Below are 26141 nucleotides of genomic sequence, written 5' to 3' on the forward strand. Positions count from 1 at the left end.
AGTACAAGTAATGATTTTAAAACTTAATAACGTTAACAAAATCCTTACTAATTGGCTTGATAGTTTGTCGAAAGGAAAATATGAACCTTTGATTAAAGTGTGGTCAGGGCCAAAGGGTACAAGACGTCATTTATATAAAGGGATCAAAAGTGGCCGAACTCACCATTTTTTAAGTGATGGTGAAAAGCGCCTAGGAATTGTAAGAGATTCTCTGCCCGAGACCGTTGACTATTTTGAACAATATCCACTTTATGTGTAACCAGACGCAGTGGTATAGGTACTTAGACTTTGGTCATTTGGGCTTCCAAGCTGCAAAAAATAAAGAAGCCCATTGGGAAGATGAAACAAAGGAAATTTTCAAAGGCTCTAGGCTCGATGAAGCGCTAGGTTAACTTGACGAAAATATTGAGTATTATTCAAACTAATAGAATATGGATTATTTATTGCGGTTGGTCATTGATTTAAGATGCCTAACTGCATTTAAAATTAAGGATTAATATATGAAACAAATTTTGATCATTTTGTTTATTGTAAGTCTTTTAGGTTGCGAATCATCGAAGGAAGATGGACTAATCGCAGATATAATCTTTGTAAGTGAATCAGTTGAGTCTTGTATTAAAGAACGAGCAGAAGCTGAGAGCTTTACTAAGGTAGAAGAGTTAACAGAGGTTCTTTGTAAAGGGGGCTATGGTTACTCAAATTTACAAGACTTAAACCACTTTCCAAATTTGAAAGGAGTCGCCCTTCATTCACTAGATGCTCATGAAGTAAACTTCGATAACATTCTGTATGTCGAAAGACTATCAGTAATTTCTTCGGAGCAACTTCGCAGGCTTACAATACAAAATTCTTCTAATTTAGAGACTTTTAAAATAGAAAATTCACATAAAGTTAACGAAGTTTCCCTTGATAACCTGCCAGAACTAAAGGATTTAACGATTCGAGACACAGTACTAGAAACTTTAGACATTGGCGATATACAGTCATTGGAAAGTTTATCAATAGGCACATATGGCTCTGACTCTTTTCTTTTTGATTTAGTAGTGTCAATTGAAAGTTTAGATCTTACGGCAAATCAAAACCTAGAAGAAATTACCTTAAAATACACAAAATTGAAATCAGTTATGCTTGAAGGTCTAAATAAGCTAAAAAATCTTACAATTCATAGCAGTGAGCTGGATCAAGTATATTTGGACCTTCCTAGCTTGGAAGAATTAGTTTTATTTCAAAACAAAATCTCTAGCATTGATTTAGGGTACGTACCAAAAATTACGCACCTACAACTTCAAAATAATTTTATTAATGAAATTGATTTAGATCCGAATACAAATCTTTCTTTTGTACGCTTAACCGATAATCCATTGTCACAAGAAGCTATTGAATATCTGGACTCTATAGATTGGATTGATGATTTAAAATACTAATAGCGTTTATAGATTAGCGGTCTGACAAGCCGCTAATCGCAAATACATACAGTGTTGTAAACTCACATTAGCCAACTTCAATTTTGCATCGATCCAGATCAAATAACGTATTCAATGTTTTCCAGCGCTCTTTGGCTCTAATAGCATTAACAAGAGAATTATAATTACCTACAAAAACACTGGTTTTTGAAGAGCGAGTTAGAGCAGTATAAATCATGCTTCTTTCTACAAAATCAGGTCTAACCTTTATTAAGTTTGGAGATAGCTAAGATGATTTGCTTATTATAAAAAGGTATTGAGCTTGAACTTTGCAGTAACATTATCATGGAGTCGAGTCCAAGCTCATTGCATTTTGATCCGGCTCATCAAAAATTATCAAACCGGGGATTACCGCTCATGCTCGTCGCAAGTTTATTGAAGCGAAGCAAGTGCAAGGTAAAAGAAGACCGGCAAAGCCGATGTGGTACTGAGCCTTATTCAAAAGCTCTACGGCATCGAGTCGAAAGCGAAAGACAAAACGCCAGCTGAGAAACTCGAGATAAGAGCGCAACAATCACAAGCTCTCATCGATAAACTGCATGCATGGTTAGAGAAAAACCAACCAAGGTTGATAGGAAAACGAAATTAGCAGAAGCGGCCAACTACCTAGCAAACCAATGGCGAAAGCTCATTTTCTACTTAAAAGATGGTCACCTGAACATTGGCAACAACCGTGCTGAACGAGCAATAAAACCGTTCGTCATTGGCCGCAAAAATTGGATGTTTAGCCAATCAGCAAACGGTTAACAAGCCAGCGCCAATCTATATAGCATCATTGAAACCGCTAAATCGAATGGCTTAGTGCCATTCGATTACATCATGCATTGCCTAGATGAACTCTGCCATGCAGAGCTTGACATTGATTGCTTACTGCCCGGAACTTTAAACCTTAAGTGGTGCTGGCCGAACGTTCACTGTCTAATAGGTAGTGTACTAGGAGGACCCCTTTAGGACCGAGCTTAAAGAGAAGTTGTAGTGATGAGGGTTCCATTTACCAAGTGATTGCGTCGGTATCAAAACAAACCAACTGGTAAATCATCGGTGGTGGGCCAAATTCGAATATAATATCAAAGCAATTCGGGTACATATTGTAAAAATCAACAAAACTGTCATTTAGTATATGATGCTGTACGACTATGGTGCAAAGGCCGTTGTCACATTTGATGGCGAATCGATTGAGGATAGACTTCCTAACAGGGTTTAAATCCAACGTTTCGATCACTCTCGCTTCGTGACTATTAATAGTAATATTATTCATGAAACTTGGCACAGCGTATTTGTCTGCCCAATCCCACATCACGTTAAATGTCTCCGTAATTCCGCTTGAGTCGGATAAGGCGCGCCACATTACATCGTCCATGTAAAGTGTGTCATAGCCATGCAATTTATACACAGCAAAAAGTTCGATACCCCAGCGGTTCTTGTGACAAGCTTTTTGCACTCCAAGCTGAGATGTGCGAGCTTTGCAATTATAATTTCCGCCCTCCAAAAATTGAAGTAGCGATAGATAGTCTTCATCACTCGGATAGATAAATCGTCCCTTTCGCAATTGGTTAAATTCATCCCAGTCAAATTTTGGTTGGTCGCTAGTATCGACAACTTCCCCGTTAACTTTTCTGAAACTGTTTTCATAATTGAGGCGGAGCATGTCGTCATATTTTTGAAACAAGTCGTTTTTTACAATTTTAAAAATGTCATCTAGTAGTGTAGAGCTATGTGATTCAGCATCGGCATGCATTACATTTAGTGGCGAGCTTGAGCTAATGGCAGGGTTGTTTGGTTTACTCTGATCGTTGAGTGCAGTAGAAAGGGCTTCTGCCTTATTCGTACTGATTACATCTTGTTCGTAAATCGGTGATTCGGCCAATGGAGGCACATCCGGTTTATCTAAGTATTGCCAAAGCATTGAGGTGATTAAAATCACCATACTTGTAATTAGAAGTCGTTTCATAAATGCCCTTTACAAAACCCCTTGTAAATAGCTTTCTAACTACAGGGTAATATTCATCGAAAAATACTAGGTATGATAGCAGACAATTAATACATCACCCGATACATTCGGATTGGGAATAGTCTTACAAGTCTCACCAATCGACCCTCTAAGACTATTAGTGCACGTAGAGCCTTTTACATTGTCGTCCTCATCCTTTTGTTCAACACAACTCAATGTAATATTCCCATATGCACTGGACAGCAAAAGTAAAGTTGGGTCTGCACTAGTGCCGCTGCCGCTAGATGAAGTTATTTCGTCTGCGTCAATGAATCGGACATTTTTTGGGTACCCATTCACGATGGCAACTTTGTTCCGCAGAAGTATCACTCTGTCTGCTTACTACTTCATATACCGCGACTGCATCATTTACCGGAACCCAGTTGCCGTTAGCGGAATCATGGGGTCAGGTCTTGCTTTTGCATAATTGGGAATAACAGCGACACCCACCGTTATTTCACTGGGTGATTTTTGTGACTGCACAAAGTTCGACTATATTGTAACTCATTGTATATATTATAATTTCAACTAGGTTGCAGTGGTTCGTACTAGTTTAAATGCAGGCACGATACTATGATCCAGTCATAGGTCAGTTATGCTCCAATGATCCGTTTGGTTGGATCGCGTTGGTCTATATTAAAGATATCGCTGTGATATTTAAACTAATGCATTAGTTATTAGGTTGTATAATTTAAATTTAGGTTTTCTTTTTGTGTAAAATCCTATTGGCAGTGTTCTGCAAGAAAACGTACAAGCATTAATGTTAAATTTTCGCGGCGCGATTTGTCTGGCCAAATAGCGTAATAGCCCATTGATTTTAATTCCCATTGCGGCAGTACATGTACAAACTCACCTGTTTTCAACTGCTCTGCAACTACATGCTCGGGTAGAATTGTTAAACCTAAATGTTGGCCCGTAAAATAAGACAAAGCATTAGCACTGTTCGCACTAATACGGGAGTTTTCGCTTATCGTCACTTTTTCACCAGTTGTCCCTGTAAACTCGATCGTATTGGTTCGCATTTGAAAGCGTATCCAATCCCAATCTGTTAGGTCTGATGGGTGATTAGGAGAGGGGCGCGCAGCCACATAGGATTTACTTGCCACAAGTAGACGCTTACTTTGACCTATTTTTCGCGACATCATCGAGCTATCTTCTAACCAGCCGACCCGAATACTGAGGTCGAGTCCTTCGTCTAGCATGTCCATGCGTTGATCAGTATAACTTAGCGATAATGATACCTGCGGGTTTTGAAGAGCAAACTTGGCAATGGCATTAGAAATAACAGAAGAAGTTAAAAACGCCGGTAGAGAAATTTTTAGCTCGCCAATATGTTTTTGGGATAACGTTTGTAGTTCGTTTAAACCTGCTTCCGCATTTCTCGTGATATCAACGACATGGCTATAGAACTTGCGGCCTTCATTGGTCAAAGCAAGCTTTCGTGTTGTTCGGTTTAATAAAGTTACGTTCAGGAACTTCTCAAGATCAGAAACCGTTTCACTGACACGAGATGGTGCTAAGCCAAGGTTTTTAGCCGCAGCGCGAAACGAACCCTCATCTACGACGATGGCAAAAATAGCCATATGTTTTAAATAATTTATCACTGGTCTGGAATTCCGAATTATAAAATACAATTATTCTATATATTCAGGCTAATTTGTACAGGATATATTACCCCTAGATTTTCCCTTATAAGCAAACCAAATGAATTGTTCATTTTGGTTGCAAACAAATTACTTCTAGGAGGTTTTATGAAAAATTATCACCATCAACTCGTTTTAGGCATCGCATTGGCTTTAGCTGGATCAAGTACCGCTCAAGCCGCTGGTTTTACGTATCAGGTCAGTTAGGTGTAAGTGAGCAAGCTAGCGATGTTGAACCTTACGGTAACAATATTGCTGTAGATAGCGAATTTCCGGGAGCTTTCGACAATGGTGACGGCACCGTTGGCAGTATTGGTTTTGGTTATATATTTAATCAGAATTATCGCCTAGAAGGCCGCGTTGGCAAGCGTGATGGAAGTTTTAGTGATAGTAAGTTAGGAAGTGGCTCTCGTGACGGCGAAGAATATATTGTCAATGGCAAACTTAAGAGCGCGACGTTTACTGTAGAAGCATTTTATGATTTTGCTAATGACACGGCCTTTACCCCTTATGTAAAAGTGGGGCTTGGTATTGCTGATAATAGTTATTCTGCTCGCCTCGGTGGGGCTGGTGTGGCTGCGTATGACGCTTATGATGGCTCGGTAGATGGTTATTACGACGCCTATGCAGATGATGAATCAAGTGAGTTTTCTTGGAATGCCGGTTTTGGTGCCAACTATGCGTTATCGCAAAATGTTTCTTTGTACGGCGAATATCAGTTTGCGACATTTGGTGAGGTAAAAACTGGGCAAGACTCTTTTACCGATGGTTTTAAAATAGACGATGCGGCGGCCCATGAGATGATGATTGGTATTCGCATTAAGCTTTAAATATTGATAATGCCTAGGTTAGTTCTATATGGGCATTTTTAACAGGTTTAAACGCATAAGTAATAGATAGATGTACATAAAATCACAGTACAAATATTTATTAAGTTTGAGTAAACAGCATAGAGAAATAAAATGAAAAAATTAATGGTTATCTTTGTATCAGCTTTTATGTTTATCAGTGTTGGTACATATGCAGCAGACAAAAACTTGGAACACCTATTAGACGGTAGCTCTATGAATTACCACTATCAATCAGGTAGTGGTATTCACATGGAGTTTTATAACGGTAAGCTTAAATATGAATGGATCACTGGCCCTCGCAAAGGTAATGGTAATAAAGATCTTACCTATAAGTCACGTAAAATAGGCCATAAAATGTATATGGTGAGTTGGTTAGAAGCCGAGAATCCAGACTATATTACCTTGGTATTTAACTTCGATAGCAGTGTTATGTACTCTTCTGGAATCGCTCGTTTTGGCTCAAAAAATCAATTTACGGTTTTTGATGGCGGTATTATTGAAAATTTAGTGTTAGTTGAAAAATGATCGACCAAGGGGTCAGAGACGCTGAAAGTAATAACCTCTTCAGTATTGTGTTAGCTGCGCTAAATATCGCCTAGGCGCGGCTAACTATATACCCTCGAGGAATGAGGTTTTAGTTTTTGTATTTTAAGCAAATAATAATCGAGAATAACGTGAATAGAACATCAGTGATGTTATTCTAACTGGCCGTAACTTTACGTAAATAACCAAGTGTGCATCATCCGTCCTTAAGCATCATAGCTAAGCTGCCAGCTATTAATAGCGCGCCCACATACATGCCAAGCATATGTCTTTTATGCGCACCCACATCGCCTTTTCGAATTGCTAAAATAGCTAATGGAACGGTTACAAACACGAGGACACTTAATAAGTGAATAAACCCGAAGTGGTTTAAAATTGTAGGGCCGACAACGGCTGGCATAAACAGAGTAATAAATGCGGTTGCAAGCATAAAACTCACATAAAGCTTTCCTAACATTTTGTGTTTTGGCGTTCCTTTGCGAATAAATAAAATGTATGTCCCGAGAAAGAAAGCCGGTACTACAGTGGCTAGATGTAAATATGCGAGTTGTATGTATGTCAAAATATGTCATCCATTTTTGTTTAAAATTAGATTAAACGATTACTCTTTTACATTCAATACGTTCTGATATTACTGACAATAAGGACCACGAATTTAAGTCGTTCTGTTCTTGCTATCCAGAACCGCTTGTTGTCGACGCTCTAAAAATTGTAGCCGAAAGTGCAAAGTTAATGAGCAACCGTTATCGCCTTGCGTAAATTTAATGTCATCACTGGCGAACTTATGGTCACGCTGTCAGTCTACACACTACTTTATTGACAACCATTTTATTTTATTGAAAGTCATTTTACTCAATTGAAACCCATTTAAAGCAAGGATGTTTATGAAAATCAAAGCATTAATATTTACCGCAGCAGTAACATTTATTTTGAACGGATGCATGAGCATGCCGATTAGCACCATGTATAAAATGAGTCAATTTTCGCCTCTTGATATAAAACCCCATGAGCTAAAAGTCGCAATTCGCACAAATGAAGCCATCAATATCCAAAGCGGCGCAGTGCAAATTAGTATGGATGTTCAAAGCAAGGGAATGGAAAAAGCGAGCGGTATCTCTAAATCGCAACTCGATGAGTTTGGTCCTCTGGACATTGCATTAAAAATGAATGTTCGTGTTTTACCTGAAAATAAAAAGGGTTTTGCGCCAATTTTGTTAGACGACATTGGGGATGATGAGCGTTTAACAATATTGAGTCTATCGGATGAAGATGCACAAACTATGTCCGACACGCTGGCGTTGGTTCGAAAATACAAAGCTAATGGCATAAAACCACGTGGTTCATTTGGTATATCAACGCAGTCACAATGTTTTGGTGACTTTTCTGGCTTCGATGAGCTTGAAGTTGATGTATTTATTCAGGTTGATAATCAAGAAGGGTACATCATGTTTTTAGAAGACATAGACATTATTGAAGAAGCCAACGACCGAGACTTAAAGATGCTCACAACAAATAAATGCGAATAGCAGACCTATGTGCTCAGAATAGCTTCGTTGATTTTTGAAGGATAGCGGCTAGGCTTAACATTCGTACTTATTATTAAAGGTTATTATTTATGGCACGGATGCTAAGATTAAATTTAGCAAATGTTCCGCAACATGTGGTGCAAAGGGAAATAATAGACAAGTTACGTTTGTCACACGTAATGATTATGTCGCTTATTTAGAAAAACTTAGACTCTACGCAGAAGAATACAAAGTGCAGGTCCATGCATTTGTTTTGATGACTAATCATGTTCACCTATTATTGACACCAACGACAGAGAAAGGCATTAGCCAATTAATGCAATCTTTGGGGAGCTATTATGTTCGCTACTTTAATCATGTACATAAACGAACAGGCACGCTGTGGGAAGGACGTTATAAGTCGACTCTGGTTGACTCTGAGAATTACTTCTTATTAGTTAGCCGTTATATTGAGCTTAATCCCGTAAGAGCCAATATTGTTAGTCACCCTGCAGATTATCCATGGTCAAGTTACCAACAAAACGCCGTTGGCAAACAAATTCAGATGCTGACTGAGCATATAACTTACTTGGCTTTGGGCAGCAATAGCGAACAAAGGCAAGAGCGTTATCGCTTCCTTTTTAATTCCGAGATCCCAGAAAAGTCACTGGCTGAAATTAGAGACTCTACGGATAAAGCATGGGTATTGGGCAATGATAAATTTAAAGAACAGGTGGAACAGTTAACGGGAAGAAGGGCATCGCCAATGCCCAAGGGAGGTGATAGAAAGTCTAAAAAATTTAGGGACAGACAAGGGGAGAATATCAGCGACTCTGACCCCATTGGTCTTATTTTGAGATGATTTTGTAGGGTAAATACGGAATGATTTTGTCTTCCCATGCTTTTACCTTTGTCGTCATTTCTTTTACTAAATCGGGGTGGTCCTTAGCGATATTATGCTGTTCAGAAATATCTTTAGATAAATCATATAATTGCGACTTTTTATAATAAGGGCTTACTACCAATTTCCATTTTCCAGATCGCATTGCTTTACTTTTATCTTTAGTTAATAAGCTCGTCGCTTTAACCGTTAAACCACCGTTGCGCCAAAACAATTCACGTTTTGTTTCTTGTTGCCCAAGAAAGGTAGGAATAAGATCAATCCCGTCTAGTTGATGATCTTTAGGCACACTAGCGCCCGATAACGATAAGATCGTTGGCATAATATCTAACGTTGTAGCTAACTGGTTGTTAACTGTGTTTTGTTCAATTTTATTTGGCCACCAAGCTATCGTAGGCACTCTGTGACCACCTTCAAATAAACTCCCTTTTTACCGCGTAATACACCGGCTGAAGACAGCGACATTGGTCCATTATCTGACGTAAATAAAATTAACGTATTGTGACTAATACCTGCACGTTTAACTGTTTCGACAATTTTTCCAACACTGATATCTAACTCTGTTAGGACTTCTTTATAAACGTCACTGGCCTTAATGTTCTTATCTTGTTTTTGTTTATTAGGCCCTCGTTGTATACGTGAATTCGGGCCTTGCATGGGATCATGTACAGCCTCGTGAGCAACGTATAATACAAACGGTTTTTCTTTATTGGCGTTAATGAAGTCGGTTGCGTGTTTCGTAATAAGATGAGTGGAGTATCCTTCTTCTTTAACTTGTTCATTGTTGTGCCACCAATCAAACGTACTCTGGCGGTCATAATGTGAAATGTAATCAATATTTCCAGATAAAAAACCAACAAAACGGTCAAAACCAAAATTCATTGGGTGATAGCGTTGCTCATAGCCAATATGCCATTTACCGATCAATGCAGTTTTGTAACCTTGAGATTTAACTAAATTTGGAAACGTTATTTGGCTTTTAGGATCAACACCAAAACTATGTGATGGATGTTTAGGATCTGCGTTTACTACCCCATCTACAGTAGATCTATGTTGATAACGGCCTGTAATAAGTCCGGCGCGAGTTGGGCTACAAACTGTGCCGCTTGAATGAAAATCGGTAAAACGCATACCTTCTTTGGCTAACTGATCTAAGTTCGGTGTTTTTTGTTTTCCGTTATAACTGCCTAAGTCACCGTAGCCTAAATCATCGGCCATAATAATAATGATGTTCGTTTTACCCGGTTGTATGTCTTGTGCGCTTGTTTGTGCAATTGACAGTAAACTAGCAATGATTATTAATATGGTTTTCATTCGTTCATTTCCTTTCAAAGTTCGACCAGTGGGGTCAGAGTCGCTGATTTTCTTGCGCTATAGACATCGGCTGACAAGTGAGGACCCTAATGGCCGTGAAACGCCCTATATTAAATATAATTAAATCGTCAGGGGCCAATTACTGACCCCTCGCGGTATGTTGGTATCAATGTTCATTTGTTGTTTAATTGTAATCTGTTGAATCTTTGGAATGAATCTCATTATCTTTTATACTTTCAACGCCTTTATCCAACGATGAACGTACAAATTGATTATTTACAGTTTCAATCTTAAATACCCACGCATGTTCGCTTTCACCAAAATCTTTTGGTGGCTCAATAACCAACCCTTTTCCATTTAAATGCCATTTTATTTGTTTCGAAGATCCCAATAATGATACGCGTTTGACGGTAGAATCAGCCCAACCTTTTGTACCTTTTATGGTGAATGGGTGATTTGGTTGCTCCGCAGCAATAGCAAATAGGTCATTACCTTTAACGGTAAAGTACAATTTGTCTTTTTTCTGCTCTGTATGTTTCCAATAACGGCTACCATAAATTGCTTCACCGTTGATCTTTAACCAAGTGCCCATATTTTTTAAACGTTGAACTTGCCAACTAGGGATCGTACCGTCAGCTTTTGGCCCAATATTAATTAAGAAGTTACCATTACGACTGATAATTTCTATCATTTCATGGATCACTTCTTTATCTGATTTTTCTTAAATGGGTAATCTTCTCTTTCTTCAGCTGCAAGATAGCCAAAAGAAGTGCCAAAAGTAGTACAACTTTGCCATTTTGGGCCTATGCTTTTTAGTCTCAAATTGTCTTTTTCGTATGCGCCAACGCCCGCTGGAAAATTCGGGTTACCCCTTTATTATTGAGGTAAACCTGCTTACCTTTTGCCGCAGCTTCGTTCATAAAGTCAGTGATCATTAATCGCACTTGATCATAAAAATACTGAACTTCTGGTCGAGAACTCTGGTGGCGGCGGATTCGTGTTATTACGAGATAAATTAGACTTATTACCATCGCGGGTTAAAATTGGATAATCATCCATCCATAAAAAGTCAGGGTCATATTTCGCCTGAATTTCTTTCCACCTTGCAACATAGTCATCCACAAACTCTTTTGAGTAAGATGTTGGTCCATATAATAAGGCCGCTTCAGGATTAAGCCTGATCTCTTCAGCTATATCAGATCGTCTAACACCATTTACAGTAAACTTTGTCTTTCCCCTGGTTCTCGCAAATTAAAGTGGTTAGGTAAGCGTTCGCGATGCGTTGATGGTGCGTATTTTAAACCTTGTTTTCTTAAAGCTTTTCCTAAATCTCCAACCAAGTCACGATTCGGCCCTTTATCCATTGCATTCCACGGTGTTAAATCTGAATCCCAGTTCGCCCAACCGTCATGATGTTCTGCGGTAAATACAACATAAGTCGCGCCGACATCCTTAAACAATGAAGCCCATTGGTCAGGATCCCAATTTTCGGCTTTAAAATGATCGATGATGTCTTTGTAACCAAACTCAGGAGGATGAGCACCAAAACGTTGTTCCAATAGCGGGTAATAATAATCCGGTTCGTCATACATTAGACGTGGAAAATGCTCAGCGTAGCCTCTGTCTCCTTTTTTGGCACCTACAACACTATACGGCCCCCAATGAATGAAAATTCCTATTTTCCCATCATCAAACCATTTAGGGACAGGCATTTCTTGTAAAGACTCCCAGCTGCCATCATAGGGTTTTTGTGGCTCATTAAAGTACTTTTTTGTGGGGCACAGCCGCTCAAAGCGGTTCCGAAAGCCAAAAGAACCGCAGTGTATTTGAGCCAATGTTTAGGTTTACAATATTCCATTAAGAGCACCTGATAGCTAAGTTACCTATATAAACAAAAGGTTAATTGTAAATCCGTAAAATTAAACCTAAACCTAAACCTAAACCTAAACCTAAACCTAAACCAGTGGGGACAGCGTCGCTGATTTAAAATTTTACTATCAGCGACTCTGACCCCATGAAGTCGATCAGCGACTCTGACCCCATGAAGTCGGTGCGAAATCGGAAGTTCCGGTTGGTGTTGTCACACTGATGGAAATTTTGTCGATTTTGGTATCTGCAAGGCCATCAATTAGCAAAAGGTCGACAGCACTAAACTTCAGTTTTTTAATAACTTCATGGTCATTGCCTTCGAGTTTAACTGTGTAATATTCAGCTTGAGGGGGGCGATATTACAAGCGCAACGGCGTTTTCACCAGCAAGTACACCTTTAAGTTCAGGAGGTTGTGGTTTGGTGTTTTTATCCGCGATGGTAAAATACAACCACTGGGACCAAACGGTTTTATCGCCTGACTCATTAACGCCACGCACACGAACTTTTTGTTTGATATTTGTAGGTAAGCCTCGTACTCGTGATGCGCCTTTCACTGTTGTGTTTTGACGTTTAATTATGTGTTCATCAGAAGCGCTGGCAACTTCTATATCCCAAGATGTCTGAAGTTCGCCACCAATAAAACCAACCATCAAATCGTTTGAAACAGGGATCGCGGCTTGGATGATTGGAGCCATTTCAGTTTTGGTTACTAAGGTATGAGTCGTGATCTTTGACTGTGTAGCGCCAACTGAATTTGTTGCTTTTAATCTAAACGTATATGGCTGATTAGGTTTTAACCCTGATATTTCAAGAAAGGTCTCTTGTTTAGTGGTTACGTGAACAGTGCTTTCTTTTAGCTTCCCATCCAGCAAATTGCCATCTATTAAACTCAATTCGTATTGGTTAGCTCCGGATACATGGTCAAATATTACCCGAATCGAATTACTTGAGGCGATGATCTGGCGCACATATGGCGTACTAGGTTTGGCAACAGGTACGCGGGTAACATCTACTTCGTAGCCAGTGGGAGTTAATAGACTAACCCGTTCTGTAACTAGGTTTAGGCCATTTTTGTGCCATTGAATATTTATATTATATTGACCACTTCCGGGGATTATGTCTTGCAAATTTTCGACTTTTCCACCAAGCACTTGGCCTTTTTTATCGATGCCTTGCACCACTATTTTGTAGCCTTTTAAGGCGAATGCAGGTAGTTCTTCGAGGGATTTGGCATTAAAGGTGACTTGGGTTCCTGTATCGGTTGAAACCGCTGTTAGCCCTTGTACGGCTGACATTGCTTTTTGCATCTGGAAGTATGCATTTTTAAATCCCTAAGGCATTTTGTAAACCCCAACCTCTGAAACCATTGGTCGATGTTCCTCTATAAGTCGAACGATAATCATTATATGCCCACACAGATGTGCCCATAACCTAGGGCTGTTTTTGGTATTTTTTAATAATACCATCAGCGCCAGTTGTGTGATTTAACCTTTCTCTAGAGGTAGGGTAGACAAATCCATCGGGGCTATATTCTGAGATGAAAACGGGCTTGTTTGGGAATGACTTATGGCTTTGCAGTGATTTTTTTCGAAATTTTGATAACTGTTTCGGCTTACAAAATCCGTGTACTGTGATGCTTCGGCGGGAACAACGTCATTATTGGTTGAAAACGTTAGAAACCGAGTTGTGTCATGTTGATTGCGAATATAATCCATCATGGTACGAACAAACGTTCTGCCGGTGTCATTGCTGCTTTTTATTTCGTTGGCGACCGACCATGCAAATATCGAGGCGTGATTCCAATCTCGTTGCAATAATTCATCGATATCTTTGTAGACTTGCGCGTTACTTGCGATAGACAGATCCGCTTTTTTCCCCAAACGGGAACTTCGACCGTTAACAGCATGCCTTTTTCATCGGCATAATCGAGCAGTGCAGGGTGTTGCCCATAATGCATAATTCGAGATAAATTGGCCCCAGCCGCTTTCATTCGATCCATATCTCGACGGATAACATGCAGGGGTTCTACTGAACCATGTGCTCGGTCATCAGAAACTCGGTTATAACCGTTCAACCTTACCTTTTCACCATTTAATACGAAGTCAGTCCCACGCAGTTCAATTTTACGAATGCCTACGCGATCAGAGACTCTATAGTTGCCGGGGCTAATTTGTACATTACTGCGATATAAATTGGGGTGATCAAAATGCCAAAGTTTGTATTGACTGGCATTAAGTGTCGCGGAAAGGCTCAGGGAGCGTGTTTGGCCAGCGGGTATGTCTATTGAATTTGATTGGTCAAATTGAGTGGTAAACGGAACCGCAGTCGCTCTATTATCGTTAAGATCAGAGAAGTCACCAGATATTTGTACGGTGCGGTCCGTTTTTGACATGTTTTCAATTGTTACTTCGGTCTTGATGTGTGCCTGCCCACTAATTAAGTCAGGCTCAGCAACAAACTTTTGACGAACAATTCTCACCGCAGAATCGACAATTAAACTTACATCTCGGGTCAGACCTCCCCAATAATACCAAGCACCAACGCTATAGGTATTATCATTCCTAACCGCAATTGTATTGGTTTGTTGCAATAACTCAGTAACGTCAAACTCAAACGGGGTATAGCCGCCTTTATGATTACCAAGGAAATGACCATTAAACCACACATCGGTGTCGTAATAAGCGGCCTCAAACCTTAATAAGACACGTTCATCATCTGTATAACTCGGTTTGTTAACAGTGCGCCGATACCAAGCGTCACCGACATAATTGGCATAATTGTCGTATAAACTCCAACTGCTAAGGTACGTCAATTGTGTCCCATTTTTTGTCATTAAACTTTTCGTTTTTAAATCCTAATGACACACCATTATTTTTAACATCCGTGGCAAATTTCCATTGCCCATTTAATGATATCGTTGTTCTCCCGTCGGTGACTTGATGTCCAGGGCCATCGACAATAAATTCGGCATGAGTCAAACATGAGAAGTACATTAGAGACAGTGAAAATAATGCCCAATATTTAGATCGGGTAGATAAAGATGAACTCATATTTTTGTCCTGATTTATTAACTGAACTTAGCGCTGAAGGTATTGTTAATCGCTTTCTATGTTAAATTTTGGTGTCGTATTATATGTAACAATTACCAAGTGCAAAAACGTAATAATATCTCGTAGAGAAACATCAAATCCAAAAATACATTCGCAGGTTGTTGCCTTTTGCCTAGATTAAGTTGCTAAACATCGGTGGTTTACAATGATATTTGTCAAAGCCAATGCAAGCTTTTAAAAAGCAACTAAACTTAATTTGAGTTAACTTACTTTAAAGGTGTCGCTATGCGTAAATCTATATGTAAAATCACAACTCTATGTCTGTCGATTGTATTCGCCAGTCCTGTCATCGCCGATTCTTTTTTGACGTCTTTTTTGACGTAACTTATGACACAGCCAGTGAGGCGCCCCAACTGATGGTCTCTAGTCGAGTCGTCACGCCTGGTTCAGGGGTTAAGCCTGTTGAAACTAAAGTGGTATCGATGAGTTCGTCGTCCCACAGAGGCATGGAAGATGGAAGCGTGAGCTATTCGTCTAGTGTCGCTGTTCGCAGTTGGCTTTCCAGTAGGGACGGTAAAACTAAACCAGTAGACTCATTTTTTGATGTTTATTATAAGTGTGTGACGCTCGAAAAAGAGAAACGAAGTGTGTGATCACAAATACGGCGGCTAAAACAAAAGGAAAACACCGCGGTCATGTCACGGTATTAAAGTAATAGCGAACACGTTTAGAACGTAAAAGGTAACCATACCCAAATGTAAAGACAAGCGCTGGCAGACGCCGATATTATATTGCTGGCTGTCAGCGCTTATCCTTTTGTTTTCACTATTGGTGTCAGGAATACAGGTTTTGAGCGTTCAATGTTTGGTGTTTTTTAGTTTTAAGAGTCTGCATTAATAAACACAAAGTAACTAAAAGCGCACCTATCCAGCCGATGGCGTTAAACTGCTCGCCTAAAATACTGACGGCCAATATTGTCGCGACTAAAGGTTCTATCAAAGTAATCAAGGTTGCTTTACTCGCATCAATAAAGGTTAATCCATACCCAAATAATACATATCCTAAAAACATTGGAATAATAGCCATATAAAGTGCAACTGAAATATTGGTTGCGCTGGCAAATAGGTTATCTCCGGTAAACCACAATGAAGGTAAAAGTACTAAAGAGGCAAGTCCAAATAGACCCGACATCGCCGATTGAGACTTTGCACCTGTTTCAATTAAACGTCTAGCTGCCCAAGAATAGCCTGCGTAAGTTAGACCGGCAATGCAACCCAATATTATCCCTATCAATTGACTAAAGTCACTTGTCTGCAAAGTCTCATTTTTTGCGCGGCCTAAGGTTAAAAGTGCGATGCCAACGGCTCCCATAATAAAGCTTATTAACCATTGTTTAGTGATATGTTTTTTACTTATCAGACGGTCTAGGATAGCTGCAAAAAACGGAGCAGTTGCAATAGAAACAACGGTACCAATAGCAACGCCAGTCAGCCGCATCGACGTGTAAAAAGCCAACGGGTAAATTGCCACGCAGGCTGCACCAAAAAGTAATACGATAGGTTGATTAAACATCAGCTTAGCGTCAATTAAGAGGTTTTTGTGGGCATTAATGACAAGTAATAGGCCACCAATACCCATTGAAAAGGCGCCAATTGCTAAAGGACTAGTGTCTGGTGAATAGCTAGCGACCGTGCCCGTTGTGCCCCACAAAAAGCTGGCGATAATAATGGCTAAAATTCCAGTAAAGCTTGTGTGTTGTCTATTCACGTAATGACCTAAAAGTAATGAAAGTAAAAAATACAGCACAAATCATAAGTCTGAATAAACCATTTGTTTTAACCATTCGGACGCATTGGTTAGCAATTACGACTTCGTTATTTTTTAAACTTGGTGGGGGACAAACCAAAGTATTGAGAAAATTTTCGGCTAAATGCTGAAAGCTCGTTGTAACCTACCATTTCACCAACAATTTGCATGGGGTAGTCGGTGTGAGTTAATAACGCCTGGGCTTTTTCCATTCGAACTTTAGTTACATAGTTCATTACGGTCATAGATGTTTGTTGTTTGAACAACTTTTTAAATTGGGTTTCACTTAAATAAGCGGTTTGCGCTAAACAGGTAATCGTGAGGGGGCTTGCAATGTTGTTAGTAATAAAAGCTATGGCTTTGTTAATACGGTTATCTAATTTCGGTAATAGAGTTTGTTCGGCAAGTAACAAGCAAAACATATCAGACATAGTCTGCTCTAATTGATTGTTAATTTTGTTTTCAAGCTGGCTTTCAATAAAACTTAAATATTTAACAAGTGGTGTACTAATTGCGAATACTTTAATTTGCGACGCTGCAATATTGTCTGGTAGTTGGTCGATATCTGCGACAACAAAACGGGCTTCAGAATTTGCGGTAAATAAATGCGACTCGTTAGCTTTAACCACGACACACTCATAAGGCGATACTTTGCCATTAAAGTAGCCTACGTCAATGCTAATCACGCCACGCAGTGGCTAAAACCAATTGGTTAAATTGGTGAGTATGACGCACAGGTTTAGTACTGTAGGACCTTATTGAAAGGTGATTTTTCATAATGATAGAAAACGGTAAACGCAGCCTGATGATAGTTGAATTTCCATATTAAAAGATTGAGAACTAAAGTAAAACATTCGTTTTATAATTAACTATTTTAGAATGTATAGCCGTAACTAGAAGGGTATTTAGCCACATCTAGATCCGGTGTTGAGAACATGCTGTTTAGCTATTTGCAGCTTATATTCTCTTTGATTACCGCTATTCGAGCATTATCCGGACGTTATCCTTTCATTATCCTGGGCGGCCGTCAGGTCGAGGGCTAGTTAAAATTTTCCAGTAAAATATGACATAACTCAGATAAGCTAAGATCCAACATCCTGCGGCAATGAGATAGATGTTTATACTAATGTTAGCTTGTAAATGCTGGGCGCAAATTCGACTTATTGCCGCAAAAACAATTAACATAAAAGCATACTTCATTACCCAGTGGGGCGTTAATGTTCTGCCGGTATGACCTAATGAAATTCTCGCTACCATCGCTAATATTATAGAGCTAATCGCACCTGCCGTTAATCCGTGTAAAGCGGTAGACGCTGTTATGTTTACGCCTGCTTTATGCAAGGCAAATAATCCAAAGCTAACGGGTATAAACCAATAAGATAAGTGTAATGACCAAACAAGAGGCGTACCCAAAGTTACCTGTGGTCGCCAACGCATTGCTCTAATTGCATGGCTACAGGCCGCAAAAACGAATACAAGTGCCGTGACCATGTTTGGTAAGGTTGAGGATAAATTGGTTAGATACAATAAAGCCAAAAATAACGTAGAACCAATTACTGCGGTTTCGAGATTGGCTAAATTAGGTACTTTTTCAGTCTGTGTACCATTAGCGGTAAACATAGGTAATACGCGGCCAGCAATAATTGTGATGATTAAGGTGATCGTCATTACGGTACTATGCGCTCCCCAAATGTAAAACGCTGGGTTCTGGTTTAATACGGATAAGTGAGTGAGCGAATTTCCTATGACCAAGAGCAGAAGCACCGGTAAAAATATCATGTTGCGGTATTGCTTCACTTTAAATACTAACTGGCCCATAAAGACGGCTGAAACTACTAAAAAGCTAATGTCGACTAGAGCTGTTAACCATGGAAAGGGCGATATATTGGTTAAGATCAAAATGCGACCTGCAAGCCATAATGTCACAAGAGCTGCTAGCGGCTTTCCATGTGTTGCACGTAATCCCGTCCAGTTTTGCACTGCTGTAAGTAAAAAGCCGACGATAATGGCGGCGACAAACCCAAACAACATTTCATGTGCATGCCAAAAAGCGGTCCGCCATAAGGTGATAATGAAATATTTCCATTTAAAAACAATGCCCAAAGCGCCATTGAAACAATGGCAAATAAAGTCCCGATTAAAAATAACGGCCTAAACGCTTGTCGCCAAATCGCAGGGATGTTTTGTTCTACACTCAGATCAGAAATATTCATTGTTGCAGTCCAATTGATTTAAGATACATATAATATGTATCTTTTAAAAGGTGCATATTAAATGTATCATTTAATTGTGTCAATCATAGGGCAAATAAATCAAGGTCATCCTAATGCAACTTACACGATATACAGACTATGGCTTACGAACTCTAATCTATCTAGCTTTGCTGCCCGCTGGACATAAGGCGAGCATCGATGAAATTAGTCAAACGTACGGGATTTCTCGAAATAATTTGAATAAAATTGTTCATCAATTAGGCAAAGCAAAAGTTATTCAAACACAAAGGGGAAAAGGCGGGGGCATGTTTTTAAACCAAGCTCCAGAGCAAATTAATATTGGTGATATGGTGCTGTTATTAGAAAATACCATGCGGGTCGTGGAATGTGATAAACCGCCATGTTGTATTTCGCCAGCGTGTAAACTTAAAGGAATATTTGCAGACGCCACGCAAGCCTTTGTGACCAGTTTACAGGCATATTATTTGTCTGATCTGTTACTTGAAGAGCAAAAGCCATTATTGCGAATTTTGGTGTAGAGGTCGTGTACTTATAGCACTTCCCAAATAACGATGAACGATATAATGTGGTAAACATAGTTCCTAATAAAACCCCTTTTTAAACAAAGCCAATTTAGTTAAAAGTACACAAGGAGTTGTTAATATGACTAAAGTACATTCTTCATTTTCTGGCCATGATATTGCGGGTAATAGCCATTTAAAACAAGAAGAGACTGCCTATTACGGCACTCAGCTATCTCGAATATCTATCGCTATTATTGCCTTGCTTCAGGGCCTTACACTGACCTATTTATATAAAAGTGTTGATTTGGTTTTTTTGCTAAGGCAGCAGTTAAAAACAGAAATCTCTCAATCCGAACCAGAAGTCGAAATAGTATATTGGCCAAATAAGGACGCATTTAATCCAGATTTATTGGCTTATATCAACAATAAAGATAATTACATTAACGTGGTTGATAAATCCATGTCACTTTCCTATCTGATCTCGTCTTACAATATGCACTAAATTGTTTAAGGGTTCTGGTTTATGAAAATGGAAGCCTTGTAAGTAGTCGACACCGACATCTATTAGGTAATCTGCGATGGCTTCTGAGGTGACAAATTCAGCGACGGTTTCAATGCCTAGGGTCTTGCCAATGTCTGCCATAGACTTGACCATAGCCTGATCGAGCGGGTCGTTGTCTACGTTCCTGATAAAACTGCCATCAATCTTTAGATAATTGACGGGAAGGTTTTTGAGATAGTTAAAAGAAGATAAGCCCGCGCCAAAGTCGTCTAGTGCAAATTTAAATCCTTCAGCACGCAATCGTTCAATGAAAGCAGACGCCTTGGATATGCTTCCTATAGCGGCGGTTTCAGTTATTTCAAAGCAAATATCGGCTGGATTAATATTAAATTCCTTTTGATAAATTTCTATCTCTTCAATAATTTCGGTTTTATCTATGGATTTGCCGGACAAATTTATCGCGCATTTTATTTTATGGCCTGCCAGAGTTTTTCTTTGCTTATTTAGCTAAGGCAAACGTGTGGCAAATGACCCAAGAGTCAATACGATGAATTAAACCATAACGTTCAGCCGCCGGTAAAAAGGCACTTGGCGGTATTATTAAGCCGTCAGCTTCTTTCATTCGGATTAGAATTTCAAAATGCAGAGGTGGTTTTTGCCCCTTTGTATGACTCGTCGACGGCGTAATGAGTTGGAAAAAGAGCTCAAACCCATTTTCTTGAATAACCGCTTCTTGTAATCGACCAGCCCAATGCGCGTCGCCGCTAATTTGTTCGATTTCAGCATCGGTTTTTTAAATACAGAGACTTGGTTTTTACCGCGCTTCTTAGAGGTGTAACACGCAGAATCTGCTTGTATCAACACATCTTGTACATTAGTGGTTTGTGCATTTATTTCTGCAACACCAATACTCGTGGTGACACCAAACTCTTTTTTATCTTGTTTGTATTTGTACTGGGATATATTTAGTTTAATTTTTTCCGCAATGACTAAGCTTCGCTCAATTGGGCAGTCATTTAGTATAATGGCAAATTCATCCCCACCTAAACGCGCTAGAGTGTCTTGATGACGAATTGTCTCATTCATAATGCTACTGACTTCTTTTAATAACGTATCACCCGCGGCATGGCCGCAAATATCGTTAACAAACTTAAACTCATCTAAATCGATAAATATTAAACTATGTTCGACACCAGATTTAGGCTGGCTTTGCACGTCATCAACAATTTGTTGTAGGCGAATGTCAAACTCTCGGCGATTAAACAAGTCGGTAAGCGGGTCGTGGGTTGCCTGATGGTTTAATTTTGACTGTATTTGTTGAGACTGAGTGATGTCCCGGAACACAATAACAATGCCAGTTAGCTTATTTTCCTTATCAAAAATAGGGGAGGCGGTATAACGAATGGCGTATACATCGTCACTACGACTAAATAGCAATTGGCTTTTTTGAGTAATAATGGTTTTGCGATTTTGATTTATATTTGTGATTAATTGATCGTTTGGATGATCAGTGATTTTATCAACAGCACAAAACACTCGATGTAGTGGTTTACCTATGGCGTCTTTGTCTAACCAGCCAGTGAGTTTGGCTGCGGTACGGTTAATGTACTGTACGTTGCCACTAGGTGAAGTTGAAATAACCCCGTCACCAATCGAATCTAGCGTTTTATTGGCTTTTTCTTTTTCTTGGAATAAATCGTTTTCGGCAATTTTTTGTAAAGTGATGTCGTGTACGAAACAAATGGTTTCATCTTCACTGTGGCTACTGGCAGACGCCGTCATATTAAGGAAGATCGGTTCTTTTGTTGTGGTAAGTTCACCTTCAACAAATATCTCTTCGATGGTGTCGAAAACGGCCACCCAGGGCAGATGGGTGATGTTAACCTGTTGTGGTAAAGCGAGAGCTTTTTGTGGGGTAATTAATTGTTCAAAGGGAATAGGGAAGTGATGGCTATCGGAGATACCAAAAATTGCTTTAGCAGCTGGATTTGCATTTATTACCTGAGCGTCTTTGTTTAACGTAAGAATACCAGCTTGAACATCTTTAATAATGTTTTTGGTTTTTTGAACCGCATCTTCAGCGCGTTCCATTAATTGATTGTATTTTTGGGCTATTTGGCCTACTTCGGTAAACGGCTCAACCGGTAGACGCTTCGACAAATCTTCATCAACATTAGCGTCATTTACGGACAATAAGAAGTCAACTAAGTCTGTTCGAGCGTCATGCTCTGAAACGTTCAGCCCTACATATTCTTCCTCAGGCGTGACTCGTAGTCGATAAAATCGACTAATAAGTTTTAATAGTATCCAAGTAATAGAGAAGGTCCAAACGGCACAAATTAGTATGCCTATTAGTTGCGCTTGAAACTGCTCCGAGCGAGACAATCCGGTTCCTAATAACTCTAAGTCAGAAAATAGCGCAACAGCAATTGTGCCCCAAATGCCAGCAAATAGATGAGCCGGAATCGCATCAATGGCATCGTCTATTTTGTAATGAACTAACAAGGCCGAACCGTAATAGACGATAACGCCGCCTACGGCACCGATGACAATGGCCGCAGGTTGCCCGACGGCATGGCAGCCCGCCGTTATAGATACTAATCCCGCAATTATGCCATTTAATGGCGCAACGCTCGTTTGAACATTAGGGTTTTTCGCGAACGAGCTAAGTAAATAGCTGCTGATACCGCCGGCCATGGCCGCCATAATAGTATTTACAATAATAGTTGGCACTAAGTTGTTAAACTTTAAGGTACTTCCTGCGTTAAAACCGATCCAGCCAATAATAAACAAAATAATGGCTAAGGTAGCTAGGGTTAAGTTACTTGCTGAAATATGCTGACGGCCTTTTTCAAAAACTCCGGTTCTAGGCCCAATGATGATAACCGCGGCTAAAGATGCCCAACCGCCTAAACTGTGCACTACTGTGGAACCGGCGAAATCGACAAAACCTATGTTGCCTAAATAACCTTTATCTCCGCCTAAAGCTCCTCCCCAAGTCAGGTGGGTAAATATTGGGTAAATAAGGGATGCGACGATGACGGCAATAAACAAGTAGGCTAAAAACCGAGTTCGTTCTGCTACAGCGCCAGATACAATTGTAATAGCGGTGGCACAGAACATTGCTTGAAATAAGAAGAAACTGCCTAATTCAGGGGTGTTTTGATCTATAGTAACAAAAAATAATTAGTGCCTAATGTGCCACCCCATGAATCACCAAACGCAAGTCCAAATCCGATAGCCCACCACACCATAAAAGTGACAACCAGATCGGCTAAATTTTTCATAGCGACGTTAATAGAGTTTTTTGTTCTGGTAAGCCCAGATTCAAAACAGAGGAAACCTGCCTGCATGATAAGCACCAAAATGGTGCCGAACATTAACCATAATGTATCAATTGTCACTTTAACTCCTTTACGCTAATTAGGGCTTAAAATCTGATTAACTAAATGCAAGGTATTGATTTATAGGTATTTGTTATTTATTACAATAAATTTGAATATACTGGTTATTATAAATAACGTGTCACTGAACTTGTAAAGAGCAATAAACCTGCCACTTGCCTTTAGCTACGAATAGCATGGGGTCAGAGTTGCTGATTTAAAAAAGTGTCGTGTATTCATAAAGATATGACGGTAATTATAGCTAAGGTGGAGTTTCTGGCAACTTTCGGGAGCTCTTTAAATTCCCACTAAGGCAAGGGTATAGGAGCGCACTAATTTGTTGAACTAAAGCCTTTGGCAAACACACTACATACTTGTTCTACCATCACTGACAACTCTTCTTCTGTGCGTTCCGGTTGCCATTTAATTGCTCGTTCCCAATAAACCAATTGTTTTAAGCTACCATAAAACATAGTTGCCGCAGTTTTTGCGGGATCCCTCCAATGCGCCGGCTCGCTCGGCTGTGGAAAACCAGCCAGACATGCCTTTTTCGCAGTCTTTAAATTTTGAATTCACTTTATCCGCAGCTTCTTTAGAACGCATGGACTCAATGATCACGATACGTGACAGCGTTAAATAATCTTCATTATTGGTTAACTTAATTGCTTGGTAAGCGAGTTTTCTCAATTGCTCATGCATAGGAATATCCATTTGATAGGGACATTCTGTTAGGCGACTAATTGTACCGAGTTGCAAATCTATAACGGCGTCAAACAATTCATCTTTGTTGGCGTAATTTTTATATAACGTTCGTTTGGAGACTTGAGCTCGTTTGGCGATATGTTCCATGGTGGAGCCCAAAACACCAAATTTAGCAAATTCACTAATAGCGGCACACAAGATATCGTCTTGTTTAGAGTTACTTTTCTCCGGACAATTGCCTAGCGAATTGCATAAGGTCATAATTTTTCGCGCCTTTAAATAATAGTTACCGTTTCAATTAACATGCTAACGGACAATTTAATATTTTTACAAACAAAGTAAACGATTGCGTGTACCTGTAATTATTTTTAGTATACACTATCGTTTACTTTTGCTTAACCCCTTATTTATAAACGTACTGAATTGAGTTTGGAACCAATATGCAAATTAAGAATATTCAAGTTTTACCCCTTTTAAAACTCCCTGTTTTAACAGTCATTTCTCTTATAATGGTTGGTTGCGGTGAAACACCTTCTGCCGGTGGCCATGGTGGAATGCCTCCTGCGAGTGTGCAGGTTATGTCGGCAACGACTCAGGACGTACCTTTTAATATTGAATTACCAGCGACGTTGTCTGGTTCAAAAGAAATTGAAGTACGTTCGCGTGTGGGTGGTATTTTAACATCGAGAAATTTTGATGAAGGCCAAACTGTAACAACAGGGCAGTCTTTGTTCACGGTCGATATTGAACCGTATCAATTGGCTGTGGCTCGCGCAGAAGCGTCTTTAGAAAGTGCCAAGGCAACGTTAAATAAAGCAAATAAAGATGTCGCTCGATTATCAAAATTAAAAAACACTATGTCTATTTCTCAAAGTGAATTAGATAGTGCCCAGTACTTCCGTAGAAGTCTCTGAAGCTGAAGTGAACAAAGCAAAAATCGAATTAAAACAAGCTAATTTGAATCTAGATTACGCTCAAGTTAAAGCGCCTATTGGTGGTGTAATGGGTCGAGAATTTGTGTCTGTAGGTACATTTGTATCAGGCCCAGAGCTCCTATTGAGCCAAATTACGCAACTTGACCCAATCCGTTTACGTTTTGGTTTGTCTGAGCGTGAACAACTCGCGATGCGTAAAGACCAAACTGCCGGCAGTCTAACGTTACCTGAAAATGGTCACTGGCAAGCAAGCATTAAACTACAAGATGGTTCTGCTTATGCTCATGCTGGATCTGTTAACTTCAACGACATTCGTGTAAATCAAGCAACTGGCACAAGTGAATTACAAGCCATTATTCCTAATCCTGAATTTAGTTTACGACCGGGACAATTTGTACGGGTTTCGCTATCTGGTGCTATCCGTAAAAATGCTTACGTAGTGCCACAACGAGCCGTTTTAGACAACGGAACTGGCAAATTTGTATACCTATGCGGCTAAAGCAGAAAACGGCATGTTGATAGCGCAACCTGCACCTATTAAAGTTGGCGAGTGGGTACAACAAACGGTTGACGGGGAAATTAAAAACTTTTGGGTTGTCCGTTCTGGTTTGAAACAAGGTGACCAAGTGATAATTGATGGGATGGCACGTATTTTCTTCCCTGGTATGCCGGTCGCAATTGCTCAAGAAGCCGCACCAACAGCAACTAAATAAACGCAAAGTAAGTTAATAAAAGGACAGTTCATGTTTTCAAGATACTTTATTGACAGACCCATATTTGCGTTTGTCATTTCCATTGTCATTGTATTAGCAGGCTTAGCTTCAATGCGAAGCTTGCCTATTGCACAATACCCACAAATTTCGCCTCCGGTTGTAAATGTAACAGCAATGTACCCATAAGTGCGTCTGCAGAAGTACTGTCGCAAACCGTTGCATCGCCGATCGAA

The 26141-nt window shown here is 39.7% G+C and carries 34 protein-coding genes and 2 pseudogenes; 15 read left to right on the plus strand and 21 right to left on the minus strand.

Features of this window, described 5'->3' with window-relative positions; translation table 11 throughout:
* Positions 1–10: 10 nt before the first annotated feature.
* From PN838_RS00585 to PN838_RS00600, 4 genes and pseudogenes are all read left to right on the plus strand, one after another.
* On the plus strand, positions 11–259 hold the full coding sequence (locus tag PN838_RS00585; RefSeq protein WP_272179437.1) for a PDDEXK family nuclease: 249 nt from the start codon (positions 11–13) through the stop codon (positions 257–259).
* Positions 252–392, plus strand: coding sequence for a hypothetical protein (locus PN838_RS00590; protein ID WP_272179438.1), 141 nt, complete (start codon positions 252–254; stop codon positions 390–392). Before PN838_RS00585 ends, PN838_RS00590 begins: the two co-directional genes overlap by 8 nt.
* Positions 393–500: 108 nt before the next feature.
* Positions 501–1424 carry a leucine-rich repeat domain-containing protein gene (locus PN838_RS00595; protein ID WP_215964926.1) on the plus strand — a complete coding sequence of 308 codons (924 nt, stop codon included), beginning with the start codon at positions 501–503 and terminating at the stop codon, positions 1422–1424.
* A 383-nt stretch (positions 1425–1807) separates the two neighbouring features.
* Positions 1808–2414: pseudogene (locus PN838_RS00600) on the plus strand (IS66 family transposase); the annotation flags it as partial.
* Between the two features lie 40 nt (positions 2415–2454).
* On the opposite strand, the gene PN838_RS00605 reads toward PN838_RS00600, so the two are convergent.
* Both PN838_RS00605 and PN838_RS00610 read right to left on the minus strand, forming a co-directional pair.
* A complete protein-coding gene (locus PN838_RS00605; RefSeq protein ID WP_272179439.1) occupies positions 2455–3414 on the minus strand; it encodes a hypothetical protein in 960 nt (319 codons plus the stop codon).
* A gap of 761 nt (positions 3415–4175) precedes the next feature.
* Positions 4176–5036 (minus strand): LysR family transcriptional regulator, encoded by an 861-nt coding sequence (locus PN838_RS00610; RefSeq protein ID WP_272179440.1) that lies wholly within the window; start codon positions 5034–5036, stop codon positions 4176–4178.
* A gap of 221 nt (positions 5037–5257) precedes the next feature.
* Between PN838_RS00610 and PN838_RS00615 the strand changes: the two genes are divergently transcribed.
* Both PN838_RS00615 and PN838_RS00620 read left to right on the plus strand, forming a co-directional pair.
* Positions 5258–5926, plus strand: coding sequence for an outer membrane protein (locus PN838_RS00615; protein ID WP_272182476.1), 669 nt, complete (start codon positions 5258–5260; stop codon positions 5924–5926).
* 132 nt (positions 5927–6058) lie between these two features.
* The gene (locus PN838_RS00620; protein ID WP_272179441.1) at positions 6059–6472 is read left to right on the plus strand and encodes a MoaF-related domain-containing protein; all 414 of its coding nucleotides are present in this window, start codon (positions 6059–6061) and stop codon (positions 6470–6472) included.
* 214 nt (positions 6473–6686) lie between these two features.
* Here PN838_RS00620 and PN838_RS00625 read toward each other — a convergent pair whose 3' ends face one another.
* Complete coding sequence (locus PN838_RS00625) at positions 6687–7052, minus strand: DUF2306 domain-containing protein (protein ID WP_272179442.1); 366 nt, start codon at positions 7050–7052, stop codon at positions 6687–6689.
* 322 nt (positions 7053–7374) lie between these two features.
* Here PN838_RS00625 and PN838_RS00630 point away from each other — a divergent pair, with 322 nt between their 5' ends.
* Both PN838_RS00630 and PN838_RS00635 read left to right on the plus strand, forming a co-directional pair.
* Complete coding sequence (locus tag PN838_RS00630; protein ID WP_272179443.1) at positions 7375–8016, plus strand: hypothetical protein; 642 nt, start codon at positions 7375–7377, stop codon at positions 8014–8016.
* 106 nt (positions 8017–8122) lie between these two features.
* Positions 8123–8857 carry a transposase gene (locus PN838_RS00635; RefSeq protein ID WP_334313461.1) on the plus strand — a complete coding sequence of 245 codons (735 nt, stop codon included), beginning with the start codon at positions 8123–8125 and terminating at the stop codon, positions 8855–8857.
* Here the strand turns inward: PN838_RS00635 and PN838_RS00640 are convergent.
* The 9 genes from PN838_RS00640 to PN838_RS00680 all read right to left on the minus strand — a co-directional run bounded on the left by PN838_RS00640 (position 8844) and on the right by PN838_RS00680 (position 15130).
* The gene (locus tag PN838_RS00640; protein WP_272179444.1) at positions 8844–9296 is read right to left on the minus strand and encodes a sulfatase family protein; all 453 of its coding nucleotides are present in this window, start codon (positions 9294–9296) and stop codon (positions 8844–8846) included. The genes PN838_RS00635 and PN838_RS00640 overlap by 14 nt on opposite strands.
* Entirely contained in the window at positions 9284–10210 is a 927-nt protein-coding gene (locus tag PN838_RS00645) for a sulfatase-like hydrolase/transferase (protein WP_272179445.1), read from the minus strand. The genes PN838_RS00640 and PN838_RS00645 overlap by 13 nt, the downstream gene beginning before the upstream one ends.
* A gap of 184 nt (positions 10211–10394) precedes the next feature.
* Complete coding sequence (locus PN838_RS00650) at positions 10395–10913, minus strand: alpha-L-fucosidase (protein ID WP_272179446.1); 519 nt, start codon at positions 10911–10913, stop codon at positions 10395–10397.
* A gap of 245 nt (positions 10914–11158) precedes the next feature.
* Positions 11159–11332, minus strand: coding sequence for a hypothetical protein (locus tag PN838_RS00655; RefSeq protein ID WP_272179447.1), 174 nt, complete (start codon positions 11330–11332; stop codon positions 11159–11161).
* 92 nt (positions 11333–11424) lie between these two features.
* Positions 11425–11922: an alpha-L-fucosidase gene (locus PN838_RS00660; protein WP_272179448.1), complete on the minus strand. Its 498-nt coding sequence runs from the start codon at positions 11920–11922 to the stop codon at positions 11425–11427.
* A gap of 496 nt (positions 11923–12418) precedes the next feature.
* Complete coding sequence (locus tag PN838_RS00665) at positions 12419–13387, minus strand: fibronectin type III domain-containing protein (protein ID WP_272179449.1); 969 nt, start codon at positions 13385–13387, stop codon at positions 12419–12421.
* A gap of 177 nt (positions 13388–13564) precedes the next feature.
* Positions 13565–13894: a glycoside hydrolase family 2 TIM barrel-domain containing protein gene (locus PN838_RS00670; RefSeq protein WP_272179450.1), complete on the minus strand. Its 330-nt coding sequence runs from the start codon at positions 13892–13894 to the stop codon at positions 13565–13567.
* Positions 13837–14913: a glycoside hydrolase family 2 protein gene (locus PN838_RS00675; RefSeq protein ID WP_272179451.1), complete on the minus strand. Its 1077-nt coding sequence runs from the start codon at positions 14911–14913 to the stop codon at positions 13837–13839. Before PN838_RS00675 ends, PN838_RS00670 begins: the two co-directional genes overlap by 58 nt.
* Positions 14879–15130, minus strand: a complete 252-nt coding sequence (locus PN838_RS00680; RefSeq protein WP_272179452.1) for a hypothetical protein — start codon at positions 15128–15130, stop codon at positions 14879–14881. The genes PN838_RS00675 and PN838_RS00680 overlap by 35 nt, the downstream gene beginning before the upstream one ends.
* 416 nt (positions 15131–15546) lie before the next feature.
* On the opposite strand from PN838_RS00680, the gene PN838_RS00685 reads away from it, so the two are divergent.
* The gene (locus PN838_RS00685) at positions 15547–15783 is read left to right on the plus strand and encodes a hypothetical protein (RefSeq protein ID WP_272179453.1); all 237 of its coding nucleotides are present in this window, start codon (positions 15547–15549) and stop codon (positions 15781–15783) included.
* 181 nt (positions 15784–15964) lie between these two features.
* Here PN838_RS00685 and PN838_RS00690 read toward each other — a convergent pair whose 3' ends face one another.
* The 3 genes and pseudogenes from PN838_RS00690 to PN838_RS00700 all read right to left on the minus strand — a co-directional run bounded on the left by PN838_RS00690 (position 15965) and on the right by PN838_RS00700 (position 19149).
* The gene (locus tag PN838_RS00690; RefSeq protein WP_272179454.1) at positions 15965–16897 is read right to left on the minus strand and encodes a DMT family transporter; all 933 of its coding nucleotides are present in this window, start codon (positions 16895–16897) and stop codon (positions 15965–15967) included.
* A 107-nt stretch (positions 16898–17004) separates the two neighbouring features.
* Positions 17005–17622 (minus strand): helix-turn-helix transcriptional regulator, encoded by a 618-nt coding sequence (locus tag PN838_RS00695; RefSeq protein ID WP_272179455.1) that lies wholly within the window; start codon positions 17620–17622, stop codon positions 17005–17007.
* A gap of 325 nt (positions 17623–17947) precedes the next feature.
* Positions 17948–19149, minus strand: a pseudogene (locus PN838_RS00700) (NnrS family protein).
* A 113-nt stretch (positions 19150–19262) separates the two neighbouring features.
* Between PN838_RS00700 and PN838_RS00710 the strand changes: the two are divergent.
* Together PN838_RS00710 and PN838_RS00715 are read left to right on the plus strand one after the other, a co-directional pair.
* Complete coding sequence (locus tag PN838_RS00710) at positions 19263–19688, plus strand: Rrf2 family transcriptional regulator (RefSeq protein WP_272179458.1); 426 nt, start codon at positions 19263–19265, stop codon at positions 19686–19688.
* A 124-nt stretch (positions 19689–19812) separates the two neighbouring features.
* Positions 19813–20175, plus strand: coding sequence for a hypothetical protein (locus PN838_RS00715; RefSeq protein WP_272179459.1), 363 nt, complete (start codon positions 19813–19815; stop codon positions 20173–20175).
* Here PN838_RS00715 and PN838_RS00720 read toward each other — a convergent pair.
* The 6 genes from PN838_RS00720 to PN838_RS00745 all read right to left on the minus strand — a co-directional run bounded on the left by PN838_RS00720 (position 20137) and on the right by PN838_RS00745 (position 24521).
* The gene (locus PN838_RS00720) at positions 20137–20661 is read right to left on the minus strand and encodes an EAL domain-containing protein (RefSeq protein WP_334313462.1); all 525 of its coding nucleotides are present in this window, start codon (positions 20659–20661) and stop codon (positions 20137–20139) included. The two genes, PN838_RS00715 and PN838_RS00720, sit on opposite strands and share 39 nt — an antisense overlap.
* A gap of 13 nt (positions 20662–20674) precedes the next feature.
* Positions 20675–20899, minus strand: a complete 225-nt coding sequence (locus PN838_RS00725) for an EAL domain-containing protein (protein WP_334313463.1) — start codon at positions 20897–20899, stop codon at positions 20675–20677.
* Positions 20803–23298: a diguanylate cyclase gene (locus PN838_RS00730; RefSeq protein ID WP_272179460.1), complete on the minus strand. Its 2496-nt coding sequence runs from the start codon at positions 23296–23298 to the stop codon at positions 20803–20805. The genes PN838_RS00725 and PN838_RS00730 overlap by 97 nt, the downstream gene beginning before the upstream one ends.
* 44 nt (positions 23299–23342) lie before the next feature.
* The gene (locus PN838_RS00735; RefSeq protein WP_272179461.1) at positions 23343–23579 is read right to left on the minus strand and encodes a hypothetical protein; all 237 of its coding nucleotides are present in this window, start codon (positions 23577–23579) and stop codon (positions 23343–23345) included.
* A gap of 311 nt (positions 23580–23890) precedes the next feature.
* Positions 23891–24031 carry a hypothetical protein gene (locus PN838_RS00740; protein ID WP_272179462.1) on the minus strand — a complete coding sequence of 47 codons (141 nt, stop codon included), beginning with the start codon at positions 24029–24031 and terminating at the stop codon, positions 23891–23893.
* The gene (locus tag PN838_RS00745) at positions 24018–24521 is read right to left on the minus strand and encodes a TetR/AcrR family transcriptional regulator (protein ID WP_272179463.1); all 504 of its coding nucleotides are present in this window, start codon (positions 24519–24521) and stop codon (positions 24018–24020) included. Before PN838_RS00745 ends, PN838_RS00740 begins: the two co-directional genes overlap by 14 nt.
* Positions 24522–24700: 179 nt before the next feature.
* Between PN838_RS00745 and PN838_RS00750 the strand changes: the two genes are divergently transcribed.
* From PN838_RS00750 to PN838_RS00765, 4 genes are read left to right on the plus strand one after another with little or no spacing between them, the layout of a single operon-like run.
* Positions 24701–25174 (plus strand): efflux RND transporter periplasmic adaptor subunit, encoded by a 474-nt coding sequence (locus PN838_RS00750; protein WP_272179464.1) that lies wholly within the window; start codon positions 24701–24703, stop codon positions 25172–25174.
* Entirely contained in the window at positions 25146–25694 is a 549-nt protein-coding gene (locus PN838_RS00755) for an efflux RND transporter periplasmic adaptor subunit (RefSeq protein WP_272179465.1), read from the plus strand. Before PN838_RS00750 ends, PN838_RS00755 begins: the two co-directional genes overlap by 29 nt.
* Positions 25675–25908, plus strand: a complete 234-nt coding sequence (locus PN838_RS00760) for a permuted SH3 domain-containing protein (RefSeq protein ID WP_272179466.1) — start codon at positions 25675–25677, stop codon at positions 25906–25908. The genes PN838_RS00755 and PN838_RS00760 overlap by 20 nt, the downstream gene beginning before the upstream one ends.
* A gap of 30 nt (positions 25909–25938) precedes the next feature.
* Positions 25939–26094, plus strand: coding sequence for an efflux RND transporter permease subunit (locus PN838_RS00765; protein WP_272179467.1), 156 nt, complete (start codon positions 25939–25941; stop codon positions 26092–26094).
* Positions 26095–26141 lie beyond the last annotated feature (47 nt).

The sequence above is a fragment of the Psychrosphaera algicola genome (assembly GCF_028401425.1).
Taxonomy (GTDB): Bacteria; Pseudomonadota; Gammaproteobacteria; order Enterobacterales; family Alteromonadaceae; genus Psychrosphaera; species Psychrosphaera algicola.

Coding starts and splice junctions, on each gene's coding strand:
- PN838_RS00660 (WP_272179448.1), bottom strand. CDS start 11,922: ATGCCTGTCCCTAAATGGTTTGATGATGGGAAAATAGGAATTTTCATT.
- PN838_RS00730 (WP_272179460.1), bottom strand. CDS start 23,298: ATGTTCTGTGCCACCGCTATTACAATTGTATCTGGCGCTGTAGCAGAA.
- PN838_RS00685 (WP_272179453.1), top strand. CDS start 15,547: ATGGTCTCTAGTCGAGTCGTCACGCCTGGTTCAGGGGTTAAGCCTGTT.
- PN838_RS00595 (WP_215964926.1), top strand. CDS start 501: ATGAAACAAATTTTGATCATTTTGTTTATTGTAAGTCTTTTAGGTTGC.
- PN838_RS00665 (WP_272179449.1), bottom strand. CDS start 13,387: ATGCAAAAAGCAATGTCAGCCGTACAAGGGCTAACAGCGGTTTCAACC.
- PN838_RS00745 (WP_272179463.1), bottom strand. CDS start 24,521: ATGACCTTATGCAATTCGCTAGGCAATTGTCCGGAGAAAAGTAACTCT.
- PN838_RS00675 (WP_272179451.1), bottom strand. CDS start 14,913: ATGACAAAAAATGGGACACAATTGACGTACCTTAGCAGTTGGAGTTTA.
- PN838_RS00620 (WP_272179441.1), top strand. CDS start 6,059: ATGAAAAAATTAATGGTTATCTTTGTATCAGCTTTTATGTTTATCAGT.
- PN838_RS00710 (WP_272179458.1), top strand. CDS start 19,263: ATGCAACTTACACGATATACAGACTATGGCTTACGAACTCTAATCTAT.
- PN838_RS00630 (WP_272179443.1), top strand. CDS start 7,375: ATGAAAATCAAAGCATTAATATTTACCGCAGCAGTAACATTTATTTTG.
- PN838_RS00740 (WP_272179462.1), bottom strand. CDS start 24,031: ATGTTTTATGGTAGCTTAAAACAATTGGTTTATTGGGAACGAGCAATT.
- PN838_RS00585 (WP_272179437.1), top strand. CDS start 11: ATGATTTTAAAACTTAATAACGTTAACAAAATCCTTACTAATTGGCTT.
- PN838_RS00680 (WP_272179452.1), bottom strand. CDS start 15,130: ATGAGTTCATCTTTATCTACCCGATCTAAATATTGGGCATTATTTTCA.
- PN838_RS00765 (WP_272179467.1), top strand. CDS start 25,939: ATGTTTTCAAGATACTTTATTGACAGACCCATATTTGCGTTTGTCATT.
- PN838_RS00750 (WP_272179464.1), top strand. CDS start 24,701: ATGCAAATTAAGAATATTCAAGTTTTACCCCTTTTAAAACTCCCTGTT.
- PN838_RS00645 (WP_272179445.1), bottom strand. CDS start 10,210: ATGAAAACCATATTAATAATCATTGCTAGTTTACTGTCAATTGCACAA.
- PN838_RS00590 (WP_272179438.1), top strand. CDS start 252: ATGTGTAACCAGACGCAGTGGTATAGGTACTTAGACTTTGGTCATTTG.
- PN838_RS00715 (WP_272179459.1), top strand. CDS start 19,813: ATGACTAAAGTACATTCTTCATTTTCTGGCCATGATATTGCGGGTAAT.
- PN838_RS00610 (WP_272179440.1), bottom strand. CDS start 5,036: ATGGCTATTTTTGCCATCGTCGTAGATGAGGGTTCGTTTCGCGCTGCG.
- PN838_RS00605 (WP_272179439.1), bottom strand. CDS start 3,414: ATGAAACGACTTCTAATTACAAGTATGGTGATTTTAATCACCTCAATG.